At 56.7% G+C, this 22,309-nt stretch carries 18 protein-coding genes, 1 tRNA gene and 1 CRISPR repeat array; of the genes, 17 read left to right on the top strand and 2 right to left on the bottom strand.

Annotated elements, in window-relative coordinates; translation table 11 throughout:
* The 4 genes from cas4 to RDQ42_RS08625 form a co-directional block, all read left to right on the top strand.
* A partial coding sequence (gene cas4, locus RDQ42_RS08610; protein ID WP_308588549.1) for a CRISPR-associated protein Cas4 occupies nt 1-347 on the top strand: 347 nt, incomplete at its 5' end.
* Nucleotides 348-517: 170 nt separating this feature from the next.
* A CRISPR array of direct repeats spans nt 518-2,105; the repeat unit is 33 nt; unit sequence GTCACCCTCCGTGAGGAGGGCGTGGATTGAAAT.
* 96 nt (nt 2,106-2,201) lie between these two features.
* Nucleotides 2,202-3,233 (top strand): type I-C CRISPR-associated endonuclease Cas1c, encoded by a 1,032-nt coding sequence (cas1c, locus tag RDQ42_RS08615; RefSeq protein ID WP_071427508.1) that lies wholly within the window; start codon nt 2,202-2,204, stop codon nt 3,231-3,233.
* A 9-nt stretch (nt 3,234-3,242) separates the two neighbouring features.
* Nucleotides 3,243-3,533, top strand: coding sequence for a CRISPR-associated endonuclease Cas2 (gene cas2, locus RDQ42_RS08620; protein WP_231357923.1), 291 nt, complete (start codon nt 3,243-3,245; stop codon nt 3,531-3,533).
* A 630-nt stretch (nt 3,534-4,163) separates the two neighbouring features.
* Nucleotides 4,164-5,060, top strand: a complete 897-nt coding sequence (locus tag RDQ42_RS08625) for an NAD(P)-dependent oxidoreductase (RefSeq protein ID WP_231357924.1) — start codon at nt 4,164-4,166, stop codon at nt 5,058-5,060.
* Nucleotides 5,061-5,186: 126 nt separating this feature from the next.
* Here RDQ42_RS08625 and RDQ42_RS08630 read toward each other — a convergent pair whose 3' ends face one another.
* Nucleotides 5,187-5,360 carry a hypothetical protein gene (locus RDQ42_RS08630; RefSeq protein ID WP_153801628.1) on the bottom strand — a complete coding sequence of 58 codons (174 nt, stop codon included), beginning with the start codon at nt 5,358-5,360 and terminating at the stop codon, nt 5,187-5,189.
* Between the two features lie 371 nt (nt 5,361-5,731).
* On the opposite strand from RDQ42_RS08630, the gene murD reads away from it, so the two are divergent.
* The 8 genes from murD to RDQ42_RS08670 all read left to right on the top strand — a co-directional run bounded on the left by murD (nt 5,732) and on the right by RDQ42_RS08670 (nt 14,225).
* The gene (gene murD, locus RDQ42_RS08635) at nt 5,732-7,120 is read left to right on the top strand and encodes a UDP-N-acetylmuramoyl-L-alanine--D-glutamate ligase (protein ID WP_054331903.1); all 1,389 of its coding nucleotides are present in this window, start codon (nt 5,732-5,734) and stop codon (nt 7,118-7,120) included.
* A gap of 15 nt (nt 7,121-7,135) precedes the next feature.
* Nucleotides 7,136-8,155, top strand: coding sequence for a M42 family metallopeptidase (locus RDQ42_RS08640; protein WP_231357925.1), 1,020 nt, complete (start codon nt 7,136-7,138; stop codon nt 8,153-8,155).
* 1 nt (nt 8,156) lies between these two features.
* Nucleotides 8,157-9,173, top strand: coding sequence for a M42 family metallopeptidase (locus tag RDQ42_RS08645; protein WP_308588550.1), 1,017 nt, complete (start codon nt 8,157-8,159; stop codon nt 9,171-9,173).
* Nucleotides 9,170-9,949, top strand: a complete 780-nt coding sequence (locus RDQ42_RS08650; RefSeq protein ID WP_308588551.1) for a GNAT family N-acetyltransferase — start codon at nt 9,170-9,172, stop codon at nt 9,947-9,949. The genes RDQ42_RS08645 and RDQ42_RS08650 overlap by 4 nt, the downstream gene beginning before the upstream one ends.
* Nucleotides 9,950-9,966: 17 nt before the next feature.
* Entirely contained in the window at nt 9,967-11,238 is a 1,272-nt protein-coding gene (locus RDQ42_RS08655) for a methionine gamma-lyase family protein (protein WP_071427511.1), read from the top strand.
* A 45-nt stretch (nt 11,239-11,283) separates the two neighbouring features.
* Nucleotides 11,284-11,368: transfer RNA gene (locus RDQ42_RS08660), tRNA-Leu, on the top strand.
* Nucleotides 11,369-11,862: 494 nt separating this feature from the next.
* Entirely contained in the window at nt 11,863-12,948 is a 1,086-nt protein-coding gene (locus tag RDQ42_RS08665; RefSeq protein ID WP_231357928.1) for a transglutaminase-like domain-containing protein, read from the top strand.
* A 272-nt stretch (nt 12,949-13,220) separates the two neighbouring features.
* Entirely contained in the window at nt 13,221-14,225 is a 1,005-nt protein-coding gene (locus RDQ42_RS08670; protein ID WP_231357929.1) for a uroporphyrinogen decarboxylase family protein, read from the top strand.
* Between the two features lie 76 nt (nt 14,226-14,301).
* On the opposite strand, the gene RDQ42_RS08675 is transcribed toward RDQ42_RS08670, so the two are convergent.
* Nucleotides 14,302-16,239, bottom strand: coding sequence for a S9 family peptidase (locus tag RDQ42_RS08675; RefSeq protein WP_071427512.1), 1,938 nt, complete (start codon nt 16,237-16,239; stop codon nt 14,302-14,304).
* A gap of 257 nt (nt 16,240-16,496) precedes the next feature.
* Here RDQ42_RS08675 and RDQ42_RS08680 point away from each other — a divergent pair, with 257 nt between their 5' ends.
* The 5 genes from RDQ42_RS08680 (at nt 16,497) to RDQ42_RS08700 (ending at nt 22,178) form a co-directional block, all read left to right on the top strand.
* Nucleotides 16,497-17,432, top strand: coding sequence for an ABC transporter permease (locus tag RDQ42_RS08680; RefSeq protein ID WP_308588552.1), 936 nt, complete (start codon nt 16,497-16,499; stop codon nt 17,430-17,432).
* Complete coding sequence (locus RDQ42_RS08685; RefSeq protein WP_083386429.1) at nt 17,429-18,364, top strand: ABC transporter permease; 936 nt, start codon at nt 17,429-17,431, stop codon at nt 18,362-18,364. Before RDQ42_RS08680 ends, RDQ42_RS08685 begins: the two co-directional genes overlap by 4 nt.
* A 10-nt stretch (nt 18,365-18,374) precedes the next feature.
* Nucleotides 18,375-19,373, top strand: coding sequence for an ABC transporter ATP-binding protein (locus RDQ42_RS08690; RefSeq protein WP_054331897.1), 999 nt, complete (start codon nt 18,375-18,377; stop codon nt 19,371-19,373).
* On the top strand, nt 19,370-20,338 hold the full coding sequence (locus RDQ42_RS08695; protein WP_054331896.1) for an ABC transporter ATP-binding protein: 969 nt from the start codon (nt 19,370-19,372) through the stop codon (nt 20,336-20,338). Before RDQ42_RS08690 ends, RDQ42_RS08695 begins: the two co-directional genes overlap by 4 nt.
* A gap of 196 nt (nt 20,339-20,534) precedes the next feature.
* Complete coding sequence (locus RDQ42_RS08700; protein ID WP_054331895.1) at nt 20,535-22,178, top strand: peptide ABC transporter substrate-binding protein; 1,644 nt, start codon at nt 20,535-20,537, stop codon at nt 22,176-22,178.
* Nucleotides 22,179-22,309 lie beyond the last annotated feature (131 nt).

Raw genomic sequence — 22,309 nt, forward strand, 5'->3', positions numbered from 1 at the left:
TCGAATACAAAAGGGGGAGCAGCAAAGGGACAGATGTGGACCGGATACAGCTGTGCGCCCAAGCAATGGCTTTAGAGGAGATGTTGGTCTGTGGAATCACCCATGGCTATCTTTACTATGGGGAAACCCGCCGCAGGGAGCAGGTGGAGTTTACCTTGGAACTGCGCAACCAAGTGGAGTCGCTGGCCAAGGAGATGCAAGGATATGCACAGCGGGGATACACCCCCAAAGGGAGGTTGCAAAAGCATTGCAATGCCTGTTCTTTAAAAGACGTCTGTCTCCCCCAGCTGTCCCGAAGCCCCTCTGTTAGGGAGTATATCGAACAAAGGATGGAAGAACTTGTGTGATGTGCGAATCGGAAGCGGTCAGAGAACTCCTGAAGGGTTCGCACCAAATTGATGGAAAAAAAGGAGGACACAAAGCGGAATTTTTTGGATTGTATTCCATAAAAAGTAAAATCAGACAAATGCAGCATATAAATGCTAAAATTAATTGAAATATTTTGTGCAAAGTTGCTGTCACCCTCCGTGAGGAGGGCGTGGATTGAAATTGTTTTGCCAAAACCCAGAGATGACCTGGCGATGGTCACCCTCCGTGAGGAGGGCGTGGATTGAAATACCAATTCCCCGGCGGGTTTGCTCTCCTTGGCCAGTCACCCTCCGTGAGGAGGGCGTGGATTGAAATAGAAAGGGCGGTGGAGCAGAATGAAACCAGTGAAAGTCACCCTCCGTGAGGAGGGCGTGGATTGAAATGAAAAGGTATCCCCAGCTCGCTTATAGATAGTAAGGGTCACCCTCCGTGAGGAGGGCGTGGATTGAAATATTGTGACACTGGGCACACAGGCTCAACAAGTTGGTCACCCTCCGTGAGGAGGGCGTGGATTGAAATCACACAAGCCCGCAGCGGGTGCAGGTTGCTACCGTCACCCTCCGTGAGGAGGGCGTGGATTGAAATGTTTTTGACGTCATAGCGGGGGTAGACCACACCGCGTCACCCTCCGTGAGGAGGGCGTGGATTGAAATCGTGCAATTATTGTACGGATTTTTTTGTGCCAAAGTCACCCTCCGTGAGGAGGGCGTGGATTGAAATTTCTTTATTGCGTGAAGAACCTCAAAAGTTCGTTGACGTCACCCTCCGTGAGGAGGGCGTGGATTGAAATTTGACGATCCCGGAGAAGATGCGGGCGGCTCTTTGTCACCCTCCGTGAGGAGGGCGTGGATTGAAATATTGGTTTGTAATTGCAAAAGAACAGGAAGCCGCAAGTCACCCTCCGTGAGGAGGGCGTGGATTGAAATCTACACCGTTAGAATAACCTACACCCCTATACGGTCACCCTCCGTGAGGAGGGCGTGGATTGAAATCCACACGCGCAATTAACGCAATGTTGCGGAATGGGTCACCCTCCGTGAGGAGGGCGTGGATTGAAATATCTTGCTTACCTCTCAATCATTTACCCCACATCTGTCGCCCTCCGTGAGGAGGGCGTGGATTGAAATCTCGCCAGGCCAGTCAATGAGACCGGCCACAAAGTCGCCCTCCGTGAGGAGGGCGTGGATTGAAATTCCTCTTTTACTTCTTGGAGCCATTCTGCCGGGGGGTCGCCCTCCGTGAGGAGGGCGTGGATTGAAATTTTGCCATGGTCTATCCCTCCTGTCTGGCGAGGTAGTCACCCTCCGTGAGGAGGGCGTGGATTGAAATACCGCCCGGCCTGACTGGTACCGGGCCACGGGGATGTCACCCTCCGTGAGGAGGGCGTGGATTGAAATTTCCAGTTTTGCGTTGGAGTTCTTCCCGGCTGGTGGTCGCCCTCCGTGAGGAGGGCGTGGATTGAAATTGGTAACGGCGCAGACGGAAAAGAACCTGGAACGGCGTCGCCCTCCGTGAGGAGGGCGTGGATTGAAATTACCAGCGAAATCTATGTCAAGGACGATGTGGCAGTCGCCCTCCGTGAGGAGGGCGTGGATTGAAATGGGTGACAGGCGTATCCCGGACTTCGAGAAGCGGGGTCGCCCTCCGTGAGGAGGGCGTGGATTGAAATAGCTCAAAGGACCAGTTGAGGCCGTACCAGATGAGTCGCCCTCCGTGAGGAGGGCGTGGATTGAAATATAAAAGAGAAGCTGGGCATTCAGTATTACGGGCGTCGCCTTCCGCGAGGAGGCAGTGTGGACGCTGCCTAGAAATCCGATTGGAAAGGGGAAGTTATGAAACACCTGCTCAATACCTTATATGTTTTGTCAGAGGATAGTTACCTTTCCCTCAATGGGGAGAACGTAGTGGTCTCCCAGGGGGAAAATCAATTGGGGCGGTTCCCCCTGCACACTTTAGAGAATATCCTTTGCTTCAGTTACAAAGGGGCAAGCCCTGCCCTGTTAGGTGCTTGTGTCAAACGGGGTATACATTTCTGCTTTTTTACCCCCAATGGACGGTTTTTAGCCCGGGTTTGCGGAGAGACATCGGGCAGTGTTCTCCTTCGCCAACAGCAATCCATCGCGTCTATGGACCCAGTGCAGACAGTGCGGTTTGCAAAAAATCTGCTGATGGGAAAAGTATACAATTCCAGATGGGTCTTAGAACGAGCGACAAGGGATCACCCCCAGCGGGTGCCAGTGGAAGCTTTAAAGGCTTCTTCCCGAAAATTACAAGGCACGTTGCTTCAGCTGCAAGACGCCGAAAGCCTCAATGAACTCATGGGCTTGGAAGGGGAAGCAGCCCAGACTTATTTTAGCAGGATGGATGCCTTGATTTTACAGCAAAAGGAGGCATTTTCTTTTTCAGGTCGCAGCCGGAGACCACCGATGGACCGAGTCAATGCCGCTTTATCCTTTGCCTATTCCCTATTGGCACACGAGTGCGCTTCAGCATTGGAAGGAGTTGGCTTGGATCCATATGTGGGGTTTCTGCACCGCCCTCGCCCGGGAAGGGCTTCCCTGGCGCTGGATTTGGAGGAGGAGCTCCGCAGTGTGTATGCAGATCGGTTTGTTCTCTCTTGCATCAACCGAAAGCAATTGCAGCCAGGGGATTTTGATATTCAAGAAAGTGGAGCTGTATTGCTTAATGATAAAGGGCGGCGGGCCTTCCTATCCGCTTGGCAGGAACGGCGAAAGGAGACCATTCGCCACCCGTTTTTGGGGGAGAAGATGGAGTGGGGATTGGTCCCCTCGGTTCAGGCAATGCTCCTCGCGAGAACTTTGCGCGGGGATTTGGAGGAATATCCGCCGTTTTTGTGGAAGTGAGGGGAGAATATGTTGGTTTTGGTGACCTACGATGTGAATACCCAGACCGCGGAAGGGCGCAGACGTCTTCGCAAAGTGGCAAAACTCTGTGTGGATTATGGGCAGAGGGTACAAAATTCTGTGTTTGAATGCAGTCTGGACAATGCCCAATATGTCCGGTTTCAACACGCTTTGGAGGGGATGATTGACCTGGAGACCGACAGCCTTCGGTTTTATCAGTTGGGAAACTCCTATCAAAATAAGGTCGTGCACATTGGTGCCCGTCCAGGCTATGACCCGGCGGGGATACTGATTTTATAGAAGGATTGTCCCACAGAGTGGAGGGCGTGGATTGGAATCCTCCGAACGGGCTCCGGTGCCGTTGCGCCGTTGTCGCCCTCTGGGAGGGGGCGTGGATTGAAATTTGGGCTTCCATACATATTTGACCGAAAGCGGCAAGTCGCCCTCCGCGAGGAGGGCGTGAGTTAAAACACCGGCCAGATGACAGCCTCCTCTGGGCTAGATTGCCGTTCCCATAACAGAATCTGAGCAGATTCCCAGCAGGGCCCTTCGTGGGAAATCTTCATGACACCCGTAAATCCCCTATTTGTCGCGGGGGTTTTATGGTATAATAGTTACAAGCAAAGCCTGTGGCGTTGGAAGAATTGTTTGCAGGGCGAAGCCCTTTGCGGCAGAGGCCGCATCGCAATTCTCACCGTTTGTGCAGACTTTATGGTATACTAGAGGTGGAAGGTTTGTGGCGCATACGGGCGGCCGCACCGGGCTTTTCCTTTGAGAAACAGCCTGCGAGAAGCCCCGGCCCACGGAAGTTTCCCAAAGAAGATAAGGCAGTGCTGCCGGCGGGCAGAGCCGCTCCATTTTGGGGTGCAGGCCGACTTCCCCCCGGCGGGGACATCTTGCCGCGACGGCGTTTGGAAAGGGGTTTTCATCATGAAAAAAATAGGTTTTATCGGCGTGGGGGTCATGGGCAAATCCATGGTCCGCAATCTGATGAAAAATGGCTATGAACTCACCATCTACTCCCGCACCAAGGAAAAATGCCTGGATGTTATAGAAGAGGGCGCGGTTTGGTGTGATGACATCCGATCCTGTGTGGCAGGCCAGGATGTGATCATCACCATGGTCGGCTACCCCAAAGATGTGGAGGAAGTCTACTTTGGGGAGGGCGGCGTCATCGCCAATGCCAGGAAAGGCGCTTATCTCATCGACATGACCACCACCAGCCCCAAGCTGTCGGTCCGCATTTATAACGAAGCCAAGCGCAAGAGCGTTTTTGCACTGGATGCCCCAGTCTCCGGCGGGGATACCGGCGCAAAAAACGGCACCCTCTCCATTATGGTAGGCGGGGATAAAGAAGCGTTTGACGCCTGCCATCAGGTGTTTGAAACGATGGGCACCAATATCGTGTACGAAGGCGGCCCTGGCTGCGGCCAGCACACCAAGATGGCCAATCAGATTGCCCTTTCCGGCGTGGTGGCCAGTGTCTGTGAGGCCATTGCCTATGGCAGAAAGGTGGGGCTGGATGTGAATACCATGCTGGCCAGCATCAGCGCAGGTGCGGCGGGCAGCTGGCAGATGACCAACACCGCCCCCCGGATGCTGAAAAAGGATTATGCCCCTGGCTTCTTCATCAAGCACTACATCAAGGATATGAACATCGCCACCGAGGAAGCGGAAGATGTGGGGTTGGAGCTGCCCATCCTGAACGAGGTGCTGCGGCTATATGAGCGGATGGACGCTGAGGGCTTGGGCAACCTAGGCACCCAGGCGCTGATCAAAGAGTATGAGAAGGATGAGATTGCCGCTTCGATGAGCGAGCTCTTGTAACCGAAAATTACAGTGCAAAATGGGGGATCGCCGTTGGAAAAAGGTCCCCTTCTACAGGGAAAGGCCGCCGGTATTACCGGCGGCCTTTCCCTTTTTGGGATGGCAACCGGAATGAAATGCTGCCGGTTACCGCTCGCTGTGATACTTCAAAAACTCTTCTTCGGGATAAAAAATGAAATCGTCCACGTCCCCGGTGGCGTTCATCCAGCTTTCTATCTCAATGGAATCCTGCCACCGCTCCTCCTGGAGAAGGGGGCTTGGTTCCGGCCAGCTTTTGATTGGTTGTTTGGGTTTTTCCATAGGGTGAGGACCTCCTTTTTCAAATGGGGCGATTCTGCTGTTTTTCCCCGGGACACGCTGCCCAAGGGAAAACTCCTATCAGTATACGTATGTACGGGCAAAAAAATACGTGAATTTGGGGATATGCGTTGCTATTTTTTGTGGCAAATCGTATAATGAATAAGGCAAAAAATCGGTATTTTTCCTGGGAAATTCAACTGGAACAGCTCTGGAGCAGAGGCGGGCGCCCTGGTAGATGAGAAAAGGGCTTGTCCATCTGGCGGCCAGCGGATTTTCGATGAAACCCCCGGCTGAAGGCCACAGGAATGCACAATTTATTGAATTTTGGATAGAATATTACTTATTGTATATTTGTGACGGGAGGAATGGGTATGGATCCACGGGTCAAGGCGTTTATGGACAGCATGAAAGGCAAACGGGTGGACATGATCGGCGTGGGGGTCAGCCATCGGGAGCTGATCCCTCTTTTGGTGAGCAAGGGGGCAAAAGTGGCCCTCTGCGACCGAAAGACCCGGGAGCAGCTGGGCGAAACCGCCGATTGGCTGGAAAGCTTGGGAGTCCAGCTGAAGCTGGGCCCCGATTATCTCGACCGGCTGGATGGGGAGATCATCTTCCGCTCCCCAGGGATGAAGTACCTTACCCCCCAGCTGACTGCCGCCCGCCGGCGGGGCCAGGTGGTCACCAGCGAACTGGAGGTCTTTCTGGAGCTGTGCCCCTGCCCGGTGTACGGGGTGACCGGTTCCGACGGCAAGACCACCACCACTACCCTCATCGCTGAAATGCTGGAGAAGCAGGGCTTCACCGTCCACAAAGGGGGCAACATCGGCCGGGCGCTGCTGCCCATCCTGGAACAGGTCTCCCCCGATGACCGGGCGGTGGTGGAGCTCTCCAGCTTCCAGCTGATCTCCATGCGGTCCAGCCCCAAAGTGGCGGTGGTGACCAATGTGGCCCCCAACCATCTGGACGTCCACAAGGATATGGCGGAGTACATCGACGCCAAAAAGAACATCTTTGCCCACCAGACCGGGTTTTCCCGGACGGTGCTCAATTTAGACAATGAGATCACCGCCTCCTTCGGGGAGCTGACGAGGGGTGAGACCTTCTTCTTCACCCGGCGCAAAAAGCCGGAACAGGGGGCCTTTTTGGGGGAGGACGGCACCCTCACCATGGTATACCGGGGGGAGGAAATCCCCATTCTGCCCATGGGGGAGATCCGCATCCCCGGCCTGCACAACGTGGAAAACTATCTGGCGGCCATCAGCGCCGTGTGGGGGGAGGTCTCCCCGGAAGTGATCTGCCAGGTGGCCCGCACCTTCGGCGGGGTAGAGCACCGCATTGAGTTTGTCCGGGAGCTCTGCGGGGTGAAATGGTACAACGATTCCATCGCCACCAGCCCCACCCGAGCCATCGCCGGCCTCAACGCCTTTGACCAGAAGATGATCATCCTGGCCGGGGGCTACGATAAAAAAATCCCCTTTGAACCCCTGGCACCAGTGATGGTGGAGAAGGTAAAACTGCTGATTTTGACTGGGGTCACCGCCCCCAAAATCGAGGCGGCGGTCCGGGCCTGCCCGGGGTTTGCCGCCAGCGGCATGGAGATCCGCCACGCCAAGGATCTGGCCGAGGCAGTCGCCATCGCCCATCGGGAGGCCAAGGCTGGGGATGTGGTCTCCCTCTCCCCCGCCTGCGCCAGTTTTGACAGCTACCCCAATTTTGAGGAGCGGGGCAAACACTTCAAAGCCTTGGTCCACGCTCTGTAGGGAGGAAATAAGGATATGAATACAACACAACTGCTGCTGGAACTCTCCGCCCTCACCGGGGTTTCCGGCCGGGAAGGCCCGGCGGCCCAGCGCTTAAAGGAACTGCTAACCCCTTATGGGGAGGTCAAGACCTCCCCTCTTGGCAGCATCTATGCCACTGTCCGGGAGCCTAAGGAGGGCGGGGCCCATGTCCTGCTGGCTGCCCATATGGATGAGATCGGCCTGGTGGTGACTTATATTGAGGAGAACGGCTTTTTGCGGGTGGCTCCGGTGGGCGGGGTGGACCGGCGGGTCATCACCGCATCGCCGGTGACCATCCACACCGAAAACGGCCCGGTCAAAGGGGTGGTGACCTCCATCCCGCCCCACCTGCAAAAGGGGGATGAAACCGACCTGCCCCGTGTGGAGGATGTCTTTGTGGACATCGGCTGCGATGGGGCGGAGGCCGCCCGCCGGGTGTGCCTGGGGGATCGGGCCACCATCGATGCCCAACCCCGGGAACTGCTGGGCGGCTTGGTCAGCGGCAAGGCCCTGGACAACCGGGCCTCCTGCGCCTGCGTCCTGAAAGCTTTGGAGCTGCTGCAAGGGGAGCCCCTCCCCTGCGGGCTGACGGTGGCTTTCACCACCCAGGAGGAAACCGGCGGGGTGGGCGCTAAGACGGTGGCCCACCTGGTAAACCCCACCCATGCGGTGGCTTTGGATGTCTCCTTTGGCCATACCCCCGACGCACCCCGCCACAAGTGCGGCGTCTTGGAGGGCGGCCCCATGATCGGCATTGCCCCCATCTTGGATTACCGCCTCTCCCGGAAGCTGGAGGAGATCGCCAAAGGGGAGAACATCCCCTTCCAGCTGGAGGTGATGAACGGTTCCACCGGCACCGACGCCGACTCCATCGCCGGGACGGGCCGCGGCATCCAAACCGCCCTCATCTCCATCCCCGAGCGGTACATGCACTCCCCTATTGAAGTGCTCTCCCCCCGGGACGTGGACCACACCGCCCAGCTGCTGGCGGCATTTTTAAAGGAGGTGCGGTAACATGCTGGAACTGCTGCAAGAACTCAGCCTTTTGCCCGGCGTCTCCGGCCGGGAGGATTTGGTGCGGGAGCGGATCGCAAGAGAGGTCGCCCCCTATGCCCAGTGCAAGACCGACCCCTCCGGCAACCTGATCGCCTATAAAAAAGGCGCCCAAACTGGGGCAAAAACCGTCCTCTTTTCCGCCCACATGGATGAGGTGGGCTTTATCGTCACCTACATCGAGGAATCCGGCCTGCTGCGGTTTGCCGCCGTAGGGGGGATTGACACCCGGGTGGTGGTGGGCAAGAGCGTCCTTGTTGGGGACAGCGGTCTCTACGGGGTGATCGGCACCAAGGCCATCCACATGCAGTCGCCGGGCGAGCAGGGCAAAGCCCCCTCTATGGACGATTTGTATATCGACATCGGCGCCTCCTCCAAGGAGGAAGCGGAAAAGGCCGTTCATCTGGGGGACCGGGCCAAATTTGCCTCCTCCTTTGAACCCTTCGGCCAGGGGATGATCAAAGGCCCTGCCCTGGATGACCGGGCGGGCTGCGCCATCCTCATCCAATTGCTGAAGCAGGACCTGCCCTATGACATCGTCTGCGCCTTCACCGTCCAGGAAGAGACCGGCTGCCTGGGCGGGAAAACCGCCGCCTTCGGGGTGAACCCGGACATCGGGGTGATCCTGGAGGCCACCACTGCCTCGGATATCGCCGGGGTGGAGCCGGGCAAACAGGTCTGCCAGGTGGGCGGGGGCCCAGTGCTCTCCTTTATGGACAAAGGCACCATCTATGACTTTGATTTGTACCGCCAAGCCCTCGCATGGGCCGGGGAGGCGGGCATCCCCTGCCAAAGCAAGGCCGCGGTAGCGGGCGGCAACGAATCCCGGGCGGTCCAGTCGGCCGCAGGCGGGGCAAAGGTCCTTGGCCTCTCCCTGCCCTGCCGGTACCTCCACTCCCCCTCCTGCGTGCTTCAGGTGGAGGATATGGAAAACGATTTGGCGCTGGTCCGGCTGCTGGCCCAGCGGCTGCCGGAATGATTCGGTTTTTAGAGCGGGAGCTTCTGCCCCGCTGGGAGGCGGCCTGCCGGCTGGAGCCGGTGTTTGGCGGCAAACTGGAGGCCCTCCTGGCGGTGTATGGGATGAACTCCCCCCACTGTGACTTCTGGGTGGCGCTGGATGGGGAAGGCCTTCCCGCCGGCGGGGTGGGCCGGGAGGGGGATACCCTCACCCTGGCTCTTTCCCAGAGGGTGGACACAGAAGAGTTGACCCAGTTTCTCGCCGCGGTCGGCGGCAGCCGGGCGGAGGGGCGGGATCCCTACCTTTCCTCCCTTGCGGAAAGATGCGGCTGTGCCCCGCGCAGCGCCCCGCTGCTGGAATACCGGGGGCCTTCTCCTCCCTGGGCAGCCCGGGAGGCTGACCGCCTGACCGATGTTTACCGGCTGCTCTGCGCCAGCGACCCCAGCTTTGAGAAAAATGCCCCCTATGGGCCATGGCTCTGCGGGTTTTCCGCCCGGGTGCGGAGCGGACGGGCCGCCGCCTTCCTCTGCCAGGAAGGGGGCAAGCCGGTGAGCACCGCTTCGGTGTACCACCTGGGGGCTGGGTATGGGATGATTGGCTCGGTGGCCACCTTGCCGGCATACCGGGGGAAAGGGTATGCCTCCCAGGCGGTGCTGGCCGCCGCAGGTTGGGTGATGTGCCGGGGCGCCATCCCAGTGCTGCTGCCTGCTGGGGAGGAACTTCTCCCCTTTTACACCCACCTGGGTTTTTCCCCTTGGGGGGAAGCCGGGCAGTTCTTTTTTGCCCCAACAAAATAACTTGGAGGAAATATAGCGTGAACAATCCATTTTTTAAGATAGATGAGAGGATCTTAACCCTGGCGGGCCGCGCAGAGGAGCGCTGCCGCCCGGTATTTGAGGAGATTGACCGGCGGGCGGAATACAACGCCATGAAGGTGCTCTCCGCCTTTGGGGAACACCGGGTCAGCGAGAGCCACTTTGCCGGCTCCACCGGTTACGGGTACGGGGACATTGGGCGGGATACCTTAGACGCGGTCTTTGCCCAGATCGTCGGGGCGGAGGATGCCTTGGTCCGCCACAACTTTGTGTCCGGCACCCATGCCCTCACCACCGCCCTGTTTGGGGTGCTGCGGCCCGGGGATGTGCTGCTCTCCCTCACCGGCGCGCCTTATGACACCATGGAGGAGGTTATTGGCATCCGGGGAGAGGGCTCCGGTTCCCTCAAGGATTTCGGTGTCCACTACCGGCAGCTGGATCTGCTGCCCGACGGCACCCCCGATTACGCCGCCATCCCAGAGGCGGTCAAAGGGGTAAAAGTGGCCTACATACAGCGCTCCCGAGGGTATTCCTTGCGGGATTCCCTTTCCATCGCCCACATTGAGGAGATTGCCAAACTGGTGAAACAGGGCAATCCTGACGCCATCTTGATGGTGGACAACTGCTACGGCGAGTTTGTGGAGGATAAAGAGCCCACCCAGGTGGGGGCGGACCTGATCATGGGCTCCCTGATCAAAAACCCCGGTGGCGGCATCGCCCGCACCGGCGGCTACATCGCCGGCCGCAAAGACCTGGTGGAATTGTGTGCCTACCGGCTCACCTCCCCCGGCATCGGCAAAGAGGCTGGCTGCACTCTGGGGGAAAACCGGAATATGTACCTGGGCCTGTTCCACGCCCCCACGGTGGTGGCCAGCGCTTTGAAAACAGCGGTGTTTGCCGCCAGCTTATTCAGCCTGCTGGGCTATGAGGTGCTGCCCAAGTTTGATGGGCACCGCACCGATATCATTCAAACGGTCTGCCTAAAGGATGAGCCCTCTCTGACCGCCTTTTGCCAAGGCATCCAGAAGGGCTCTCCAGTGGATTCCTTTGTGGTTCCAGAGGCCTGGGACATGCCCGGCTATGAAAGCCAGGTGATCATGGCCGCGGGAGCCTTCACCATGGGCGCATCCATTGAACTTTCCGCCGACGCCCCTATCCGGGAGCCTTTCGCCGCTTGGCTCCAGGGCGGATTGACCTATCCTTCCGGAAAAATCGGGATTCTGCTGGCTGCCCAATCCATGCTGGAGGGCGGTTCCCTGACTTTAGTTTAGTTGACAATCCTGCAAAGGGGATGGTATAATCTTCTTTGCAGTTTTGCGGATATGGCGGAATTGGCAGACGCGCTAGATTTAGGCTCTAGTGGATCACTCCGTGCAGGTTCAAGTCCTGTTATCCGCACCAAAAATCCCGCCCTGGAGCCATTTTGCGCTCCGGGCGTTTTGCTTTGCCCAAGGTTTTCGCACGCGTCCAAAACAGGTCTAAACTGGCCACGAAGGCCAGCGGCGAGCCGCCCCAGACAAATTGCGCACCTCTTTTTGGGAGGTGCGTTTTGTTTTATACCACATTTAAAGCTGGCATCTTTTTATAAAAAGATAGGAAATGCTGCAAAAATTGGATCGTTTTATTGTACTGTAATAATAAATATCCGCACAAGTGCAGTAAAGATCTGTCAAAGGGGGGACCCGGCAGGAAGAAGTGAATGGTTCTTGCCAAAGGCCGGCGGTTCTATTGGAGAATAAAAACTTCTCCACCGGCAAAAGGGGGGCGGAACCTTTTCAGGGAGAAAGATAAGGGGTGGTTTTATGAAACATATTTGCGATTTGTTGCTTTGCCTGGTTTTGTCGGCAAGCGTATGGGCCGGGGATGTTTTGCCTTGGGGGCAGGGCAATAGCCAAATGATTTCCAGCGTCCCCGAGGAGTTTGCCTCAGTCCTCTGGTGGCGGGCGGGGGGCTTTGCCGCCGCGGTCCAATACCTGGAAATGGATTGGCCGGGGGATGATGGCCGTGAGCAGAGGGTATCGGTCACCAGCTTGTCAGAAATCCAGGACGAGTTGGCCCGGGCAATTGAGGCGGGAGAACAGCCGCCCGCTTTTGACCTATCCGGTGTTCCGGAACAGGAGGGGGTTCCCCTCGCCGTCAAAAATCTTTACTATAGCATACTTTCCAATAATCCACGGTACAAATATGCTTATGATTTCAATGCAGAGGTTGGCCCGGATGGCCTGCTGCGCTGCACGGTCTCCTATATGCCATACCGCACAGGGGACTACCCTGATGGGTTTTGCGGTGTGGAAGTAGACAGCTTAAGGAGTTTGATAAAGGTGGCCCGGGATGGGCTGGGGCAGGAGAATATCCCTATACGCATCACGAACCTTAGCCTGACGGTTGACGATATGAACAAGGCCCTTCAGCAGGTGGGCGGGGGGTATCTTTTCTGCCAGCTCAACCGGGATGGAACGGCTATAACAGTTGTCCCCCAGGGCGGGCTCACTTTGGGGGAAGCCCGGGCGCGGCTGGCAGAAATCGATGAGTTGGCGGAACAGGTTTTTCAGGAAACGGTAGCAGCGGGAATGAGCCAGGCAGAACAGGCAGAGGCTTTGTACACCTATCTCACACAGAATGTGGATTATGACTTCCGCTACTATTCCCACCCAGGGGAAATGCCCTATGAATCCACCACCGCCTACGGGGCTCTCCACAACAATCTAGCGATCTGCGGCGGGTATGCACAGGCGTTTCAAACCCTTTTGGAAAAGGCGGGGATTCCCTGCATTACGGTCAGCGGGAAAGCAGGCGGAGAGAACCACATGTGGAATATGGCCAGGATAGATGGCCGCTGGCTTTATTACGATCCCACCGGCGATCGGGGCAGGGCCGATTATGGTTTCCTTTACTGCGGCGTTAAAGGGGAAGCTTTGGACCGTCATACATGGGATGCAGATTGGTCCAACCGGCTCTCAGAAGCTCTATTTTCATTGTGATTGCAAGTGGCGGCAAAAGGAACTAGGCCGAGCAGACCCCCACCGGGTTTAGCCCTTTGCGCCGGGAAGCATCTCCGGTTGCGCTTGTTCCATTGGAGCGGTTTCTTTCTTGTGAGAAATATCTATGTCCGTTGGTGTCCTATTGTTCGAACTGCTATATCTTCCAACAATAAGTCTTTTCATTGCAGTTTTCCCTTAAATATAGTATAATGATTAATATAGAGAGACAAGTTGAGAAAAAATTAGTTAAAATAACAAAAGGGAGTGCAATTATGATGACCAAGCGTGAAAGGTTTATGAACTTTCTCCAAAACAAACCGGTAGACCGTGTTCCCGTCGCATTTTTCCACCACTTCTGCCCTACCAGCGAGTGGGGTACGGGTGTGGTGAACCAAGACGCCTTTGAGCGCAACATCATCGGCCACAAATATGCCAGAGAGAAATTCGATCCCGATGTGATCAAAGTCATGAACGACACCTTGATGATCATGCCTGTGGATGTCTCTCACGTAAAATGCGCCGCTGACCTGCGCAACGTGGAGGCCCCCTCTCTCAGTTCCGACTTCACCAAAAAGACCCTGGAACTGACCAAACGCACCTTGGAATTCTACAAAGATTCTGACGCCCCCACCTACGCCACCGGTTTCTCCCCCTCTATGGTGCTGCGCAAGAGCCTCTGCCCCGAGGCTTTTCAAGACACTGTCCTGCACAAATACATGGAGGAAGATCCCGACGCGGTGGCCGCTGCCATGAAGAACCTTGCCGAAGGCATCAGCGCCATCAACGAAGCGCTGATCAAGGAAGGCGGCGTGGAGGGCATCTACCTGAGCGTCAACAACCAGTGCAATTTCTTCCCCGATGAGTTCTATCTCAAATACATCGCCCCCTATGAGAAAGATGTTCTAAACAACGCCAACAAACTCAGCAACATCAACCTTCTCCATATCTGCGGATACCACGGCAGAACCAATAATCTTAACCTCTTCACCGACTTTGACGCCGCTGCCATCAACTTCGCCGTCTATGTGGAAGGGGTCAGCCTGAAAGACGGCAAAAAGCTCTTTGGCGGAAAGCCGGTATTCGGCGGGTATGCCCAAGATAAGACCATCTACACCGGTACCGAGCAGGAAGTCAAAGAATTTGCCTGGAAGATCCTGGATGAGTGCGGCCAGGTGGGCGTCATGCTGGGTGCGGACTGCACCGTTCCCAACGACATCGACGACACCCGTCTGGAGTGGGTCCGGCAGGCTGCCATTGAATATGCGGCTGCCCACTAAGCCCTCCCAAAACACTGTTTTACATGAAAAAGCCCGGCCCCCATGGGGCCGGGCTTTTTGCCGCTGCAAAGGATCTTTATTGCAAATGGCGGTTGAGCCAATCGGTGAGGACGAACAGGCGGCGCTGGCGGTGTTTGGGTTTACCGCTGCGGCTCAGCTCGTGGTTCTCCCCTTTGAACAGGTACATCTCGCTTTCCACCCCGTGGTATTTCAGGGCGGAGAACATCTGGAAGCCCTCAGTCAAGGGGCAGTTGTAATCTTCCAGGGCGTGGATAAACAAGGTGGGGGTTACCACATCCGGGGCGTATTTCACCGGTGCGTGTTCCCAAAGCAACTCCACATCGCTCCAGGGAGTGGCGCAGAACTGCTCTGGATCGAAGGTGTAGCCGATGCAGGAGACGCCAAAGTCGCTGATAGGGTTGCAGAAGGACCGCTGGGAGACCGCCGCGGCGAACCGCTTGGTGTGGCCGATGATCCAGTTGGTCATATAGCCGCCGTAGCTGCCGCCGATGACCCCCAGGCGCCCCGGATCCATCTGGGGATAGAGGGCCAAGACATGGTCGGTAAACTCCATGAAATCGGGGAAGTCATACTCGCCCCAATGGCCCCGCAGGTCGGCAAATTCCGCTCCCCGGCCGTCGCTGCCCCGGGGATTGCACAGGAATACAAAGTAGCCCATGCCGGCGAGGACCTGCATCTCATGGACAAACAACTCGCCCCAGGCGACACAGGGGCCGCCGTGCATCGAGAGGACGCCAGGGTAGGTTTTATTGGGGTCGAAGTCCACCGGCTTGATGACCCAGCCGTCGATTTTGACGCCGGAGGAGTTGGTAAAGCCCGCGTACTCCGGCAGGGAGACGGCTTTGTTTTTCAAAGCAGCCTCGTTGAGACAGGTCAGCTGGCGGTATTCCTTGCCGTCATAGAGGTAAAGCTCCTGGAGCTTGCCGTTTTCCATGGCTACAAAGAGGATCTTCTCCCCCTTGACGCTGACATTTTCAATGGCCCCGGCAAACTCTGGCAGTTTCTCCTTGTTTCCAGCCTTGTCCAGCAGGTTCATCCCCACCCGGCTTCCCTCGGTGGTTAAATAGAGGAGTTTGCCCTGGTATTCTCCCGTGGGGGAACCGCCACCGAACCGGCAGTCGGTGGAGACGTTGCAGCCGATGGTGTAGTCGTTTTCGGCGATCTTCTTCACCGTGAGGGTGGCAAGGTCGCAGGTGAAAAGGTCATCTTTTTGGCTGCTGCCGTGTTTGTCGCACAGGCTGGCGGAGAAGAAGAGGGTCTCCCCCACCATCTGGAGCTTGCCGATGCGGTATTCGCCTTCCGGCAGGATAGTTTTGGTGGTCTGGGAGGGGATGTCATAGAGGTAAAGGCCCTTCTGCCGGGGTTTCAGCTGGGTGTAGGAACAGCCGGAATAAGCCACCTGTTTTTTGTCCGGGGTGAGGACATAGGCGCCCACGGTGAAGGGCCATTGGGTAATGGGCCGGGCTTCGCCGGTTTTCTCCTCCAGTAGGAACAGGGCGTCCCGGTGGCCGCTCACATAGCCGACGCCGTTGTCCCACAAGGGGAGCTCGCTGACCGGGATGTAATCCTCCTCATCTTTCTTCTGGGCGGCGGAAAGCCCTTCCTTCTGGTTGTGGTTTACATCCGCCAGCACCAGATAGGTTTTGCCAGGTTCCACCGGGGTGATGCCTAGAACCGGGTGAGGGAAATGGAAGGCAGGGGAGGTTGTGCCGTCAGCCACCGAGAGCCGCTCAAAATCGGCGCCCTCCTTGGCCTTTTTGCCACAGAGCAGCACCCCGTCGGAATCCCACACAAAGGAGGAAGCCTTACCGGTGCGGGTCAGCTGGGAAACCGCCCCGGTGGCGAGGTCGGCCAGGTACAGATTGCCCTGGTAGCGGTTGAGGTGGGCGTTTTGCTTGTTCACCAAGAAGACCGCCTGGTCGCGCCAGGGGGAACAGCTTGGCCGGGAGAGAAACCGATACTCCAAAAGATCGGCCATTTCGATTTTTTTCACAGGTAATACCTCCTTGTTTTGATTGCCGCAACAACAGAATAAAAATACATAGTTGTATTATAGCCTACCCCCCGTTTCCCCGCAAGTAAAAACTGAAACAAAAACCTTTCCAATCCGCTGGAATGTTTGGCAATTATGCAAAAATATCTGAATAAATAGCGTATAAATGTTATTTTTATTCATTTTTGGCTTGACATTGACAGGCCCCGGCAGTATCATTTAAGAATAGTTCGATCACTGCCAAAGGAGTGTTTTCCATGTTAAAATATGCAGCTAAGCGGCTGGGGATGGGCCTTGTGACCCTCTTTGTTCTGGCCACGGCCACCTTCTTTTTAATGAAGGCGATCCCCGGCTCCCCCTTCGGCGCCGAGGTCTCCCAAATGTCCGCCGCCGCGGTGGAAAAATTGTATGAGAAGTATGACTTGGACAAATCTATCCCCGAACAATATGTCATCTACATCAAAAACGTGCTGCACAACGACTTTGGCGAGTCGATGACCCGCAAGGGGATCAGCGTCAACTCCATCATCGCCAAGGCACTGCCGATCACCGCCAAACTGGGCGGGGTGGCCTTTGTCTTCTCCATGGTCACCGGCATTGTGCTGGGCATCATCGCCGCGTTGTCCAAGCGACAATGGGTGCAAAACTCGGTGATGATCTTCGCCACAGTGGGGGTCAGCGTGCCCAGCTTCCTGTATGCGCTGATGCTGATGACGGTGTTTGGGGTCATTCTTCAATGGCTGCCTTTCATCGGCCTAAAGACGCCGCTCCACTACATCCTGCCGGCCTTTTCCCTCTCCCTCTACCCCATCTCCATGGTGGCCCGTCTGGTGCGCAGCAGCATGACCGAGGCCATGAAGCAGGATTACATGGTTTTAGCCAAGAGCAAGGGGACCTCCCCCATCAAGCTGATTGTAAAACACGCCCTGAAAAACTGCCTCATCCCGGTGGTGACCTACGCCGGACCCCTGGTGGCTTATCTGATGACCGGCAGCTTTGTCATTGAAAGCATCTTCTCCATCCCCGGCCTGGGCGGCGAGTTTGTCACCAGCGTCACCAACCGGGATTACCCGCTGATTATGGCGCTGACCATCTTCTTCGGCGCCTTTGTCATCTTCACCAACCTGGTGAGCGACCTGCTGACCGCCATGATTGACCCCCGCATCAAACTGGAAAAGAGGAAAGCCGCATGAACAACCTGGAACTCAAGGATATGGAGTGGACCGAAGACCTGTTTGAACCGCTGGACAGCAGCGAGCAGAACAGTGAATTTATCGCCATGGAGAGCAAGACCTTCCTCCAGGATTCCTGGAACCGCTTCAAGAAGAATAAACTGGCGCTGGTGGGCCTGGTGTTCCTGGTGCTGATGATTTTAATGGCAATTTTTGTCCCCATGTTCTCCAAATACAGCTACGATCAGATGGATATGACCGCCCTCAATCAGCTGCCCAGCGCCCAACACTGGTTCGGCACCGATAAATTTGGCCGGGATATCTTTGTCCGGGTCATGTACGGCGCCCGCATCTCGTTGGCGGTGGGCTTCTCCGCGGCCATCATCTGCCTGTTTATCGGGGTGGTGTACGGAGGCATCTCCGGGTATGTGGGAGGCAAGGTGGACATGGTCATGATGCGCATCGTGGACATCATCTACGCCATCCCTTCCCTTCTGTACGTCATCTTCATCATGCTCATCTTCGGCTCCAATGTGTGGAGCATCCTCATGGGCATCTGTGTTTCCTCCTGGGTGGGCATGGCCCGTTTGGTGCGCAGCCAGGTTCTCTCTTTAAAAGAACAGGAGTTTGCCTTGGCCGCCTATGTGCTGGGGGCCAGCACCAGCCGTATCCTGTTTAAGCACCTGATTTTAAACTGCATTGGGGCCATCATCGTCAACGTCACCCTGATGGTGCCCTCGGCCATCTTCACCGAGGCGTTCCTCAGTTTTGTGGGCATCGGCATCAGCGCCCCTGCCTCCAGCTGGGGCACTTTGGCCAATGAGGCCCGGGGCCTCATCGAAAGCAACCCCATCCAGATCATCTGGCCGGTGGGGGCCATCTGCCTGACCATGCTCTCGCTGAACTTCATCGGCGACGGTGTCGGCGAGGCGCTGGACCCCAAGAAAAAGTAGGAGGCGCGCTATGAGTTTGTTGGAAGTCAACCATCTGACGACCCAGTTCACCACCGAACAGGGCCAGGTACAGGCGGTGCGGGACGTGAGTTTCTCGCTGGAAAAAGGCGAAATATTGGGTATCGTCGGCGAATCGGGCAGCGGCAAGAGCCAAGCCATGTACTCGGTCATGGGCCTTTTGGCCTCCAACGGTAGGGTGACCGAGGGCAGCATCCGGTTCAACGGGACCGAGATCGCCCCCCAGCACTTCGCCGGCGGCATGAAGGAATACGAAGCCCATATGCGAAAGATCCGGGGCAACGAGATCTCGATGATCTTCCAGGACCCCATGTCCTTTTTGAACCCGGTTTTGAATATTGAGACCCAACTGGTAGAGCCGCTGCTGAACCACCAGCACCTTTCCCGCCAAGAGGCGCGGCAAAAGGCCATTGAGCTGCTCACCAAGGTCGGCATCCCCTCGCCGGAGGCCCGGCTGAAGCAGTATCCCCATGAGTTTTCCGGCGGCATGCGCCAGCGGATCATCATCGCCATCGCCTTGGCCTGCAACCCCAAACTGATCATCGCCGATGAACCCACCACCGCCCTGGATGTGACCATCCAGGCCAAGATTTTGCAGCTGATCAAATCCCTGCAGGAGCAGATGGATTCCAGCGTCATCCTCATTACCCACGACCTGGGGGTGGTGGCCAACATCTGCCACCGGGTTATCATCCTCTACGGCGGCAAGATCATGGAGAGCGGCACCATCGACGAAATTTTCTACGATCCCAGGCATCCTTACACCATCGGCCTTTTGGGCTGCGTCAACAACCCGGAAAAAGACCAGGAACTCCACCCCATCCCCGGGTCCCCGCCCGACCTGTTGCAGCCCCCGGCGGGCTGTCCCTTTGTGGACCGGTGTGAAAAGGCCATGAAGATCTGCAAGCGGATGCCCCCGCCGGTATCCACCCTGTCGCCCACCCACAGCTGCAGCTGCTGGCTGGAGGCTAAGAAGGAGGTTTTGAAATGAGCGAGCCCATTTTGCAGGTGGAACATCTAAAAACCTATTTTGCCACCGGCGGCCGCTTCGGCAAACACCCGGTGGTCAAGGCGGTCAACGACGTCTCCTTCTCCATCGGCCACCACGAGACTTTGGGCCTGGTGGGGGAATCCGGCTGCGGCAAATCCACCCTGGGCCGGACCATCGTTAAGATCAACCAGCCCACCGGCGGCAAGATCTACTTTGAAGGCAAGGACATCACCTCATTGAAGGGCAAGGAGTTGAAGGACTTCCGCCGGGATGTGCAGATGATCTTCCAGGACCCCTACGCCTCCCTGAACTCCCGCATGACGGTGGGGGAGATCATTCGGGAACCCATGGAGATCCACGGCCTTTACGGCTCCACCAAGGAGAGGGATGAAAAGGTCTGCCAGTTGCTCGAAACGGTGGGCCTCAAGCCGGACCACATCCGGCGGTACCCCCATGAATTCTCCGGCGGCCAACGCCAGCGGATCTGCATCTCCCGCGCCTTGGCCTTGAATCCGAAATTCATCATCTGCGACGAGCCCATCTCGGCTTTGGACGTCTCCATCCAGGCCCAGATCATCAACCTGCTGCAAAAAATCCAGGAGGATACCGGGATCTCCTACCTGTTTATCGCCCACGACCTGGGGGCGGTGAAACACATTTCCCACCGCATCGGGGTTATGTACCTGGGCAGCCTGGTGGAACTGGGGGACAGCGACGAGCTGTACCACAACCCCAAACACCCCTATACCCAGGCATTGCTTCAATCCATCCCCATCCCCGATCCCAAGGTGGAGCGGGCCAAGAAGCCGGTGGAGATCTCCGGCGAACTGCCCAGCCCCCTCAACCTGCCCAGCGGTTGCGCCTTCCGCACCCGCTGCCCTCATGCCTGCGAACGCTGCGCCAAAGAGACGCCCCAGCTGCGGGATGTGGACGGCCGCCAGGTTGCCTGCTTCCTCTACAAATAAGGATAGAAAAATTCCCTGCCAGCGGGCAGGGAATTTTTTTACATGTCGATTCCTACCTGAAAGAAAAATGGGGTGGATATGCAAATAATGCAGAAATATACTAATATTTATTCACAAAACCCCTTGACAATCCGATGAATCAAGCTTATTATTGTATTATTATTTGAGGTTTCTGCATATTCTTTGGAGGTGTATTATGAAAAAGAGATTGATTGCCCTGCTGTTGGCAGGTGCCTTGGCCCTTACGCCGGTTCTCAGCGGCTGTTCCTCCGGGGATGGAGGCGGCAGTTCCAGCAGCTCTGGAGAGGCCCCTGCTCAGGAATTGACGGTGGCTATTTCCTCCCAGATCTTCACCCTGGACCCTGCCCTCAACTCCACCACCCATCTGAACCACCCCATCTTCGCCACCAATGCCACCCTCTTCTATAAAAATGAAAAGGGTGAGCTGGTCAACGACCTGTGCAAGGAGTACACCGTCAGCGACGACGGCCTGACCTACACTTTCACCCTCATCGACGGGGTGCAGTGGAGCGATGGCCAGCCCTTGACTGCCAATGACTTTGTCTACGCCATTAAGAGGGCCATCGGCTACGGGCCGGACAACACCTTTAACGCGTCCAACCTGACCAACTTTGTCAAAGGTGCAGCCGAAGCCCACGACGCCATGTTGGATGTGGCGGACATGGACAATGTAGGCGTTTACGCCCCCGATGACAAGACCCTGGTCATCGAGCTTTCCACCCCCTGCCCTTACTTCCTGTCTGTCACCGAGTCCGGTGTGTTTATGCCCCTTCGCGCTGACTTTGCCAAGGAGCATGAGAGCACCTGGTCCCTCCAGCCCGGTTACCCCACCGTGGGGGCCTTCCAGCTGGAGTCGGTCAACGAGAACGAGCAGGCCACCTTTGTGAAAAACCCCAACTATTATAAAGCCGATGAGGTCAAGCTGGAAAAACTCCAGTTCCTGGTGATGACCGATGAGAACGCCCAGCTGGCGGCCTTTAAATCCGGTCAGATCGACGTGGCCCTCAACGTCCCGTCGGACACCGCCACCAACAGCGCCTTCCAGGATAATTTCCTGAAGCTGGAATACTACACCTGCCCTTACTTTGTGGCCATCAACAGCGGTGAAAAAGGTCCTGAGGCCCTCAAGGACGCCCGTGTTCGCAAGGCTCTGGCCCTGGCCACCAACAAAGATACCATGGTCACCGTCCTCAATGGCGGCGACTTCATCACCCCCCTGAACGGCTATGTTCCCTATGGTTTCCCCGGTCTTGACGGCGACTTCCGTGAGGAGAAGAACGACTATTTGGCATACAACCCTGAGGAGGCCAAAAACCTTCTGAAAGAGGCGGGTTACGATGAAAGCAACCCCCTCCAGCTGACCTACCTGTACTCCAGCAGCCAGCTCCACGGCGATGTCGCCCAGATGCTGCAGCAGCAGTGGGCTGAAGTGGGCGTGGACCTGAAACTCCAGGCGGTTGAGATGGGCGTCTTCTACGATTATGTGGATTACGGCGATTTTGAACTGTCCCGGTACGGCCTCTCCAACTCCAGCGACCCTCTGGCCTTCTTCAAGATCTGGAAGAGCACTGAGCAGGTGGTGGCCGCAGTGGACGACCCCAAACTGGATGAGATGATCGACGACGCATACCACACCGTGGACCACACCGAGTACCTGAACAAGCTCCACGACATTGAGACCTACATGCTGGAGGAGCAGTGTTACCTGATTCCCCTGTTTGTCCAGGAGCCGGTCAAACTGGTGCAGACAAACGTCAAAGGCGTCTGGGCCAACCCTGGCGGACGGCTGACCTTCACTGGTGCGGAGATCACAGCATAACTGAAAAATCGCCAATCCCCTGCCCCCCTGGGCAGGGGATTTTTGCGCCTGGCGGCTGTGCGGTTTCCCTGACAAAAGGACAGCTTGCCAGGAAATCTTTGGGCGGATTTTCATTGCCTTACCGGACAAAC

The organism is uncultured Merdimmobilis sp., assembly GCF_902471145.1.
Taxonomy (GTDB): Bacteria; Bacillota; Clostridia; order Oscillospirales; family Ruminococcaceae; genus Merdimmobilis; species Merdimmobilis hominis.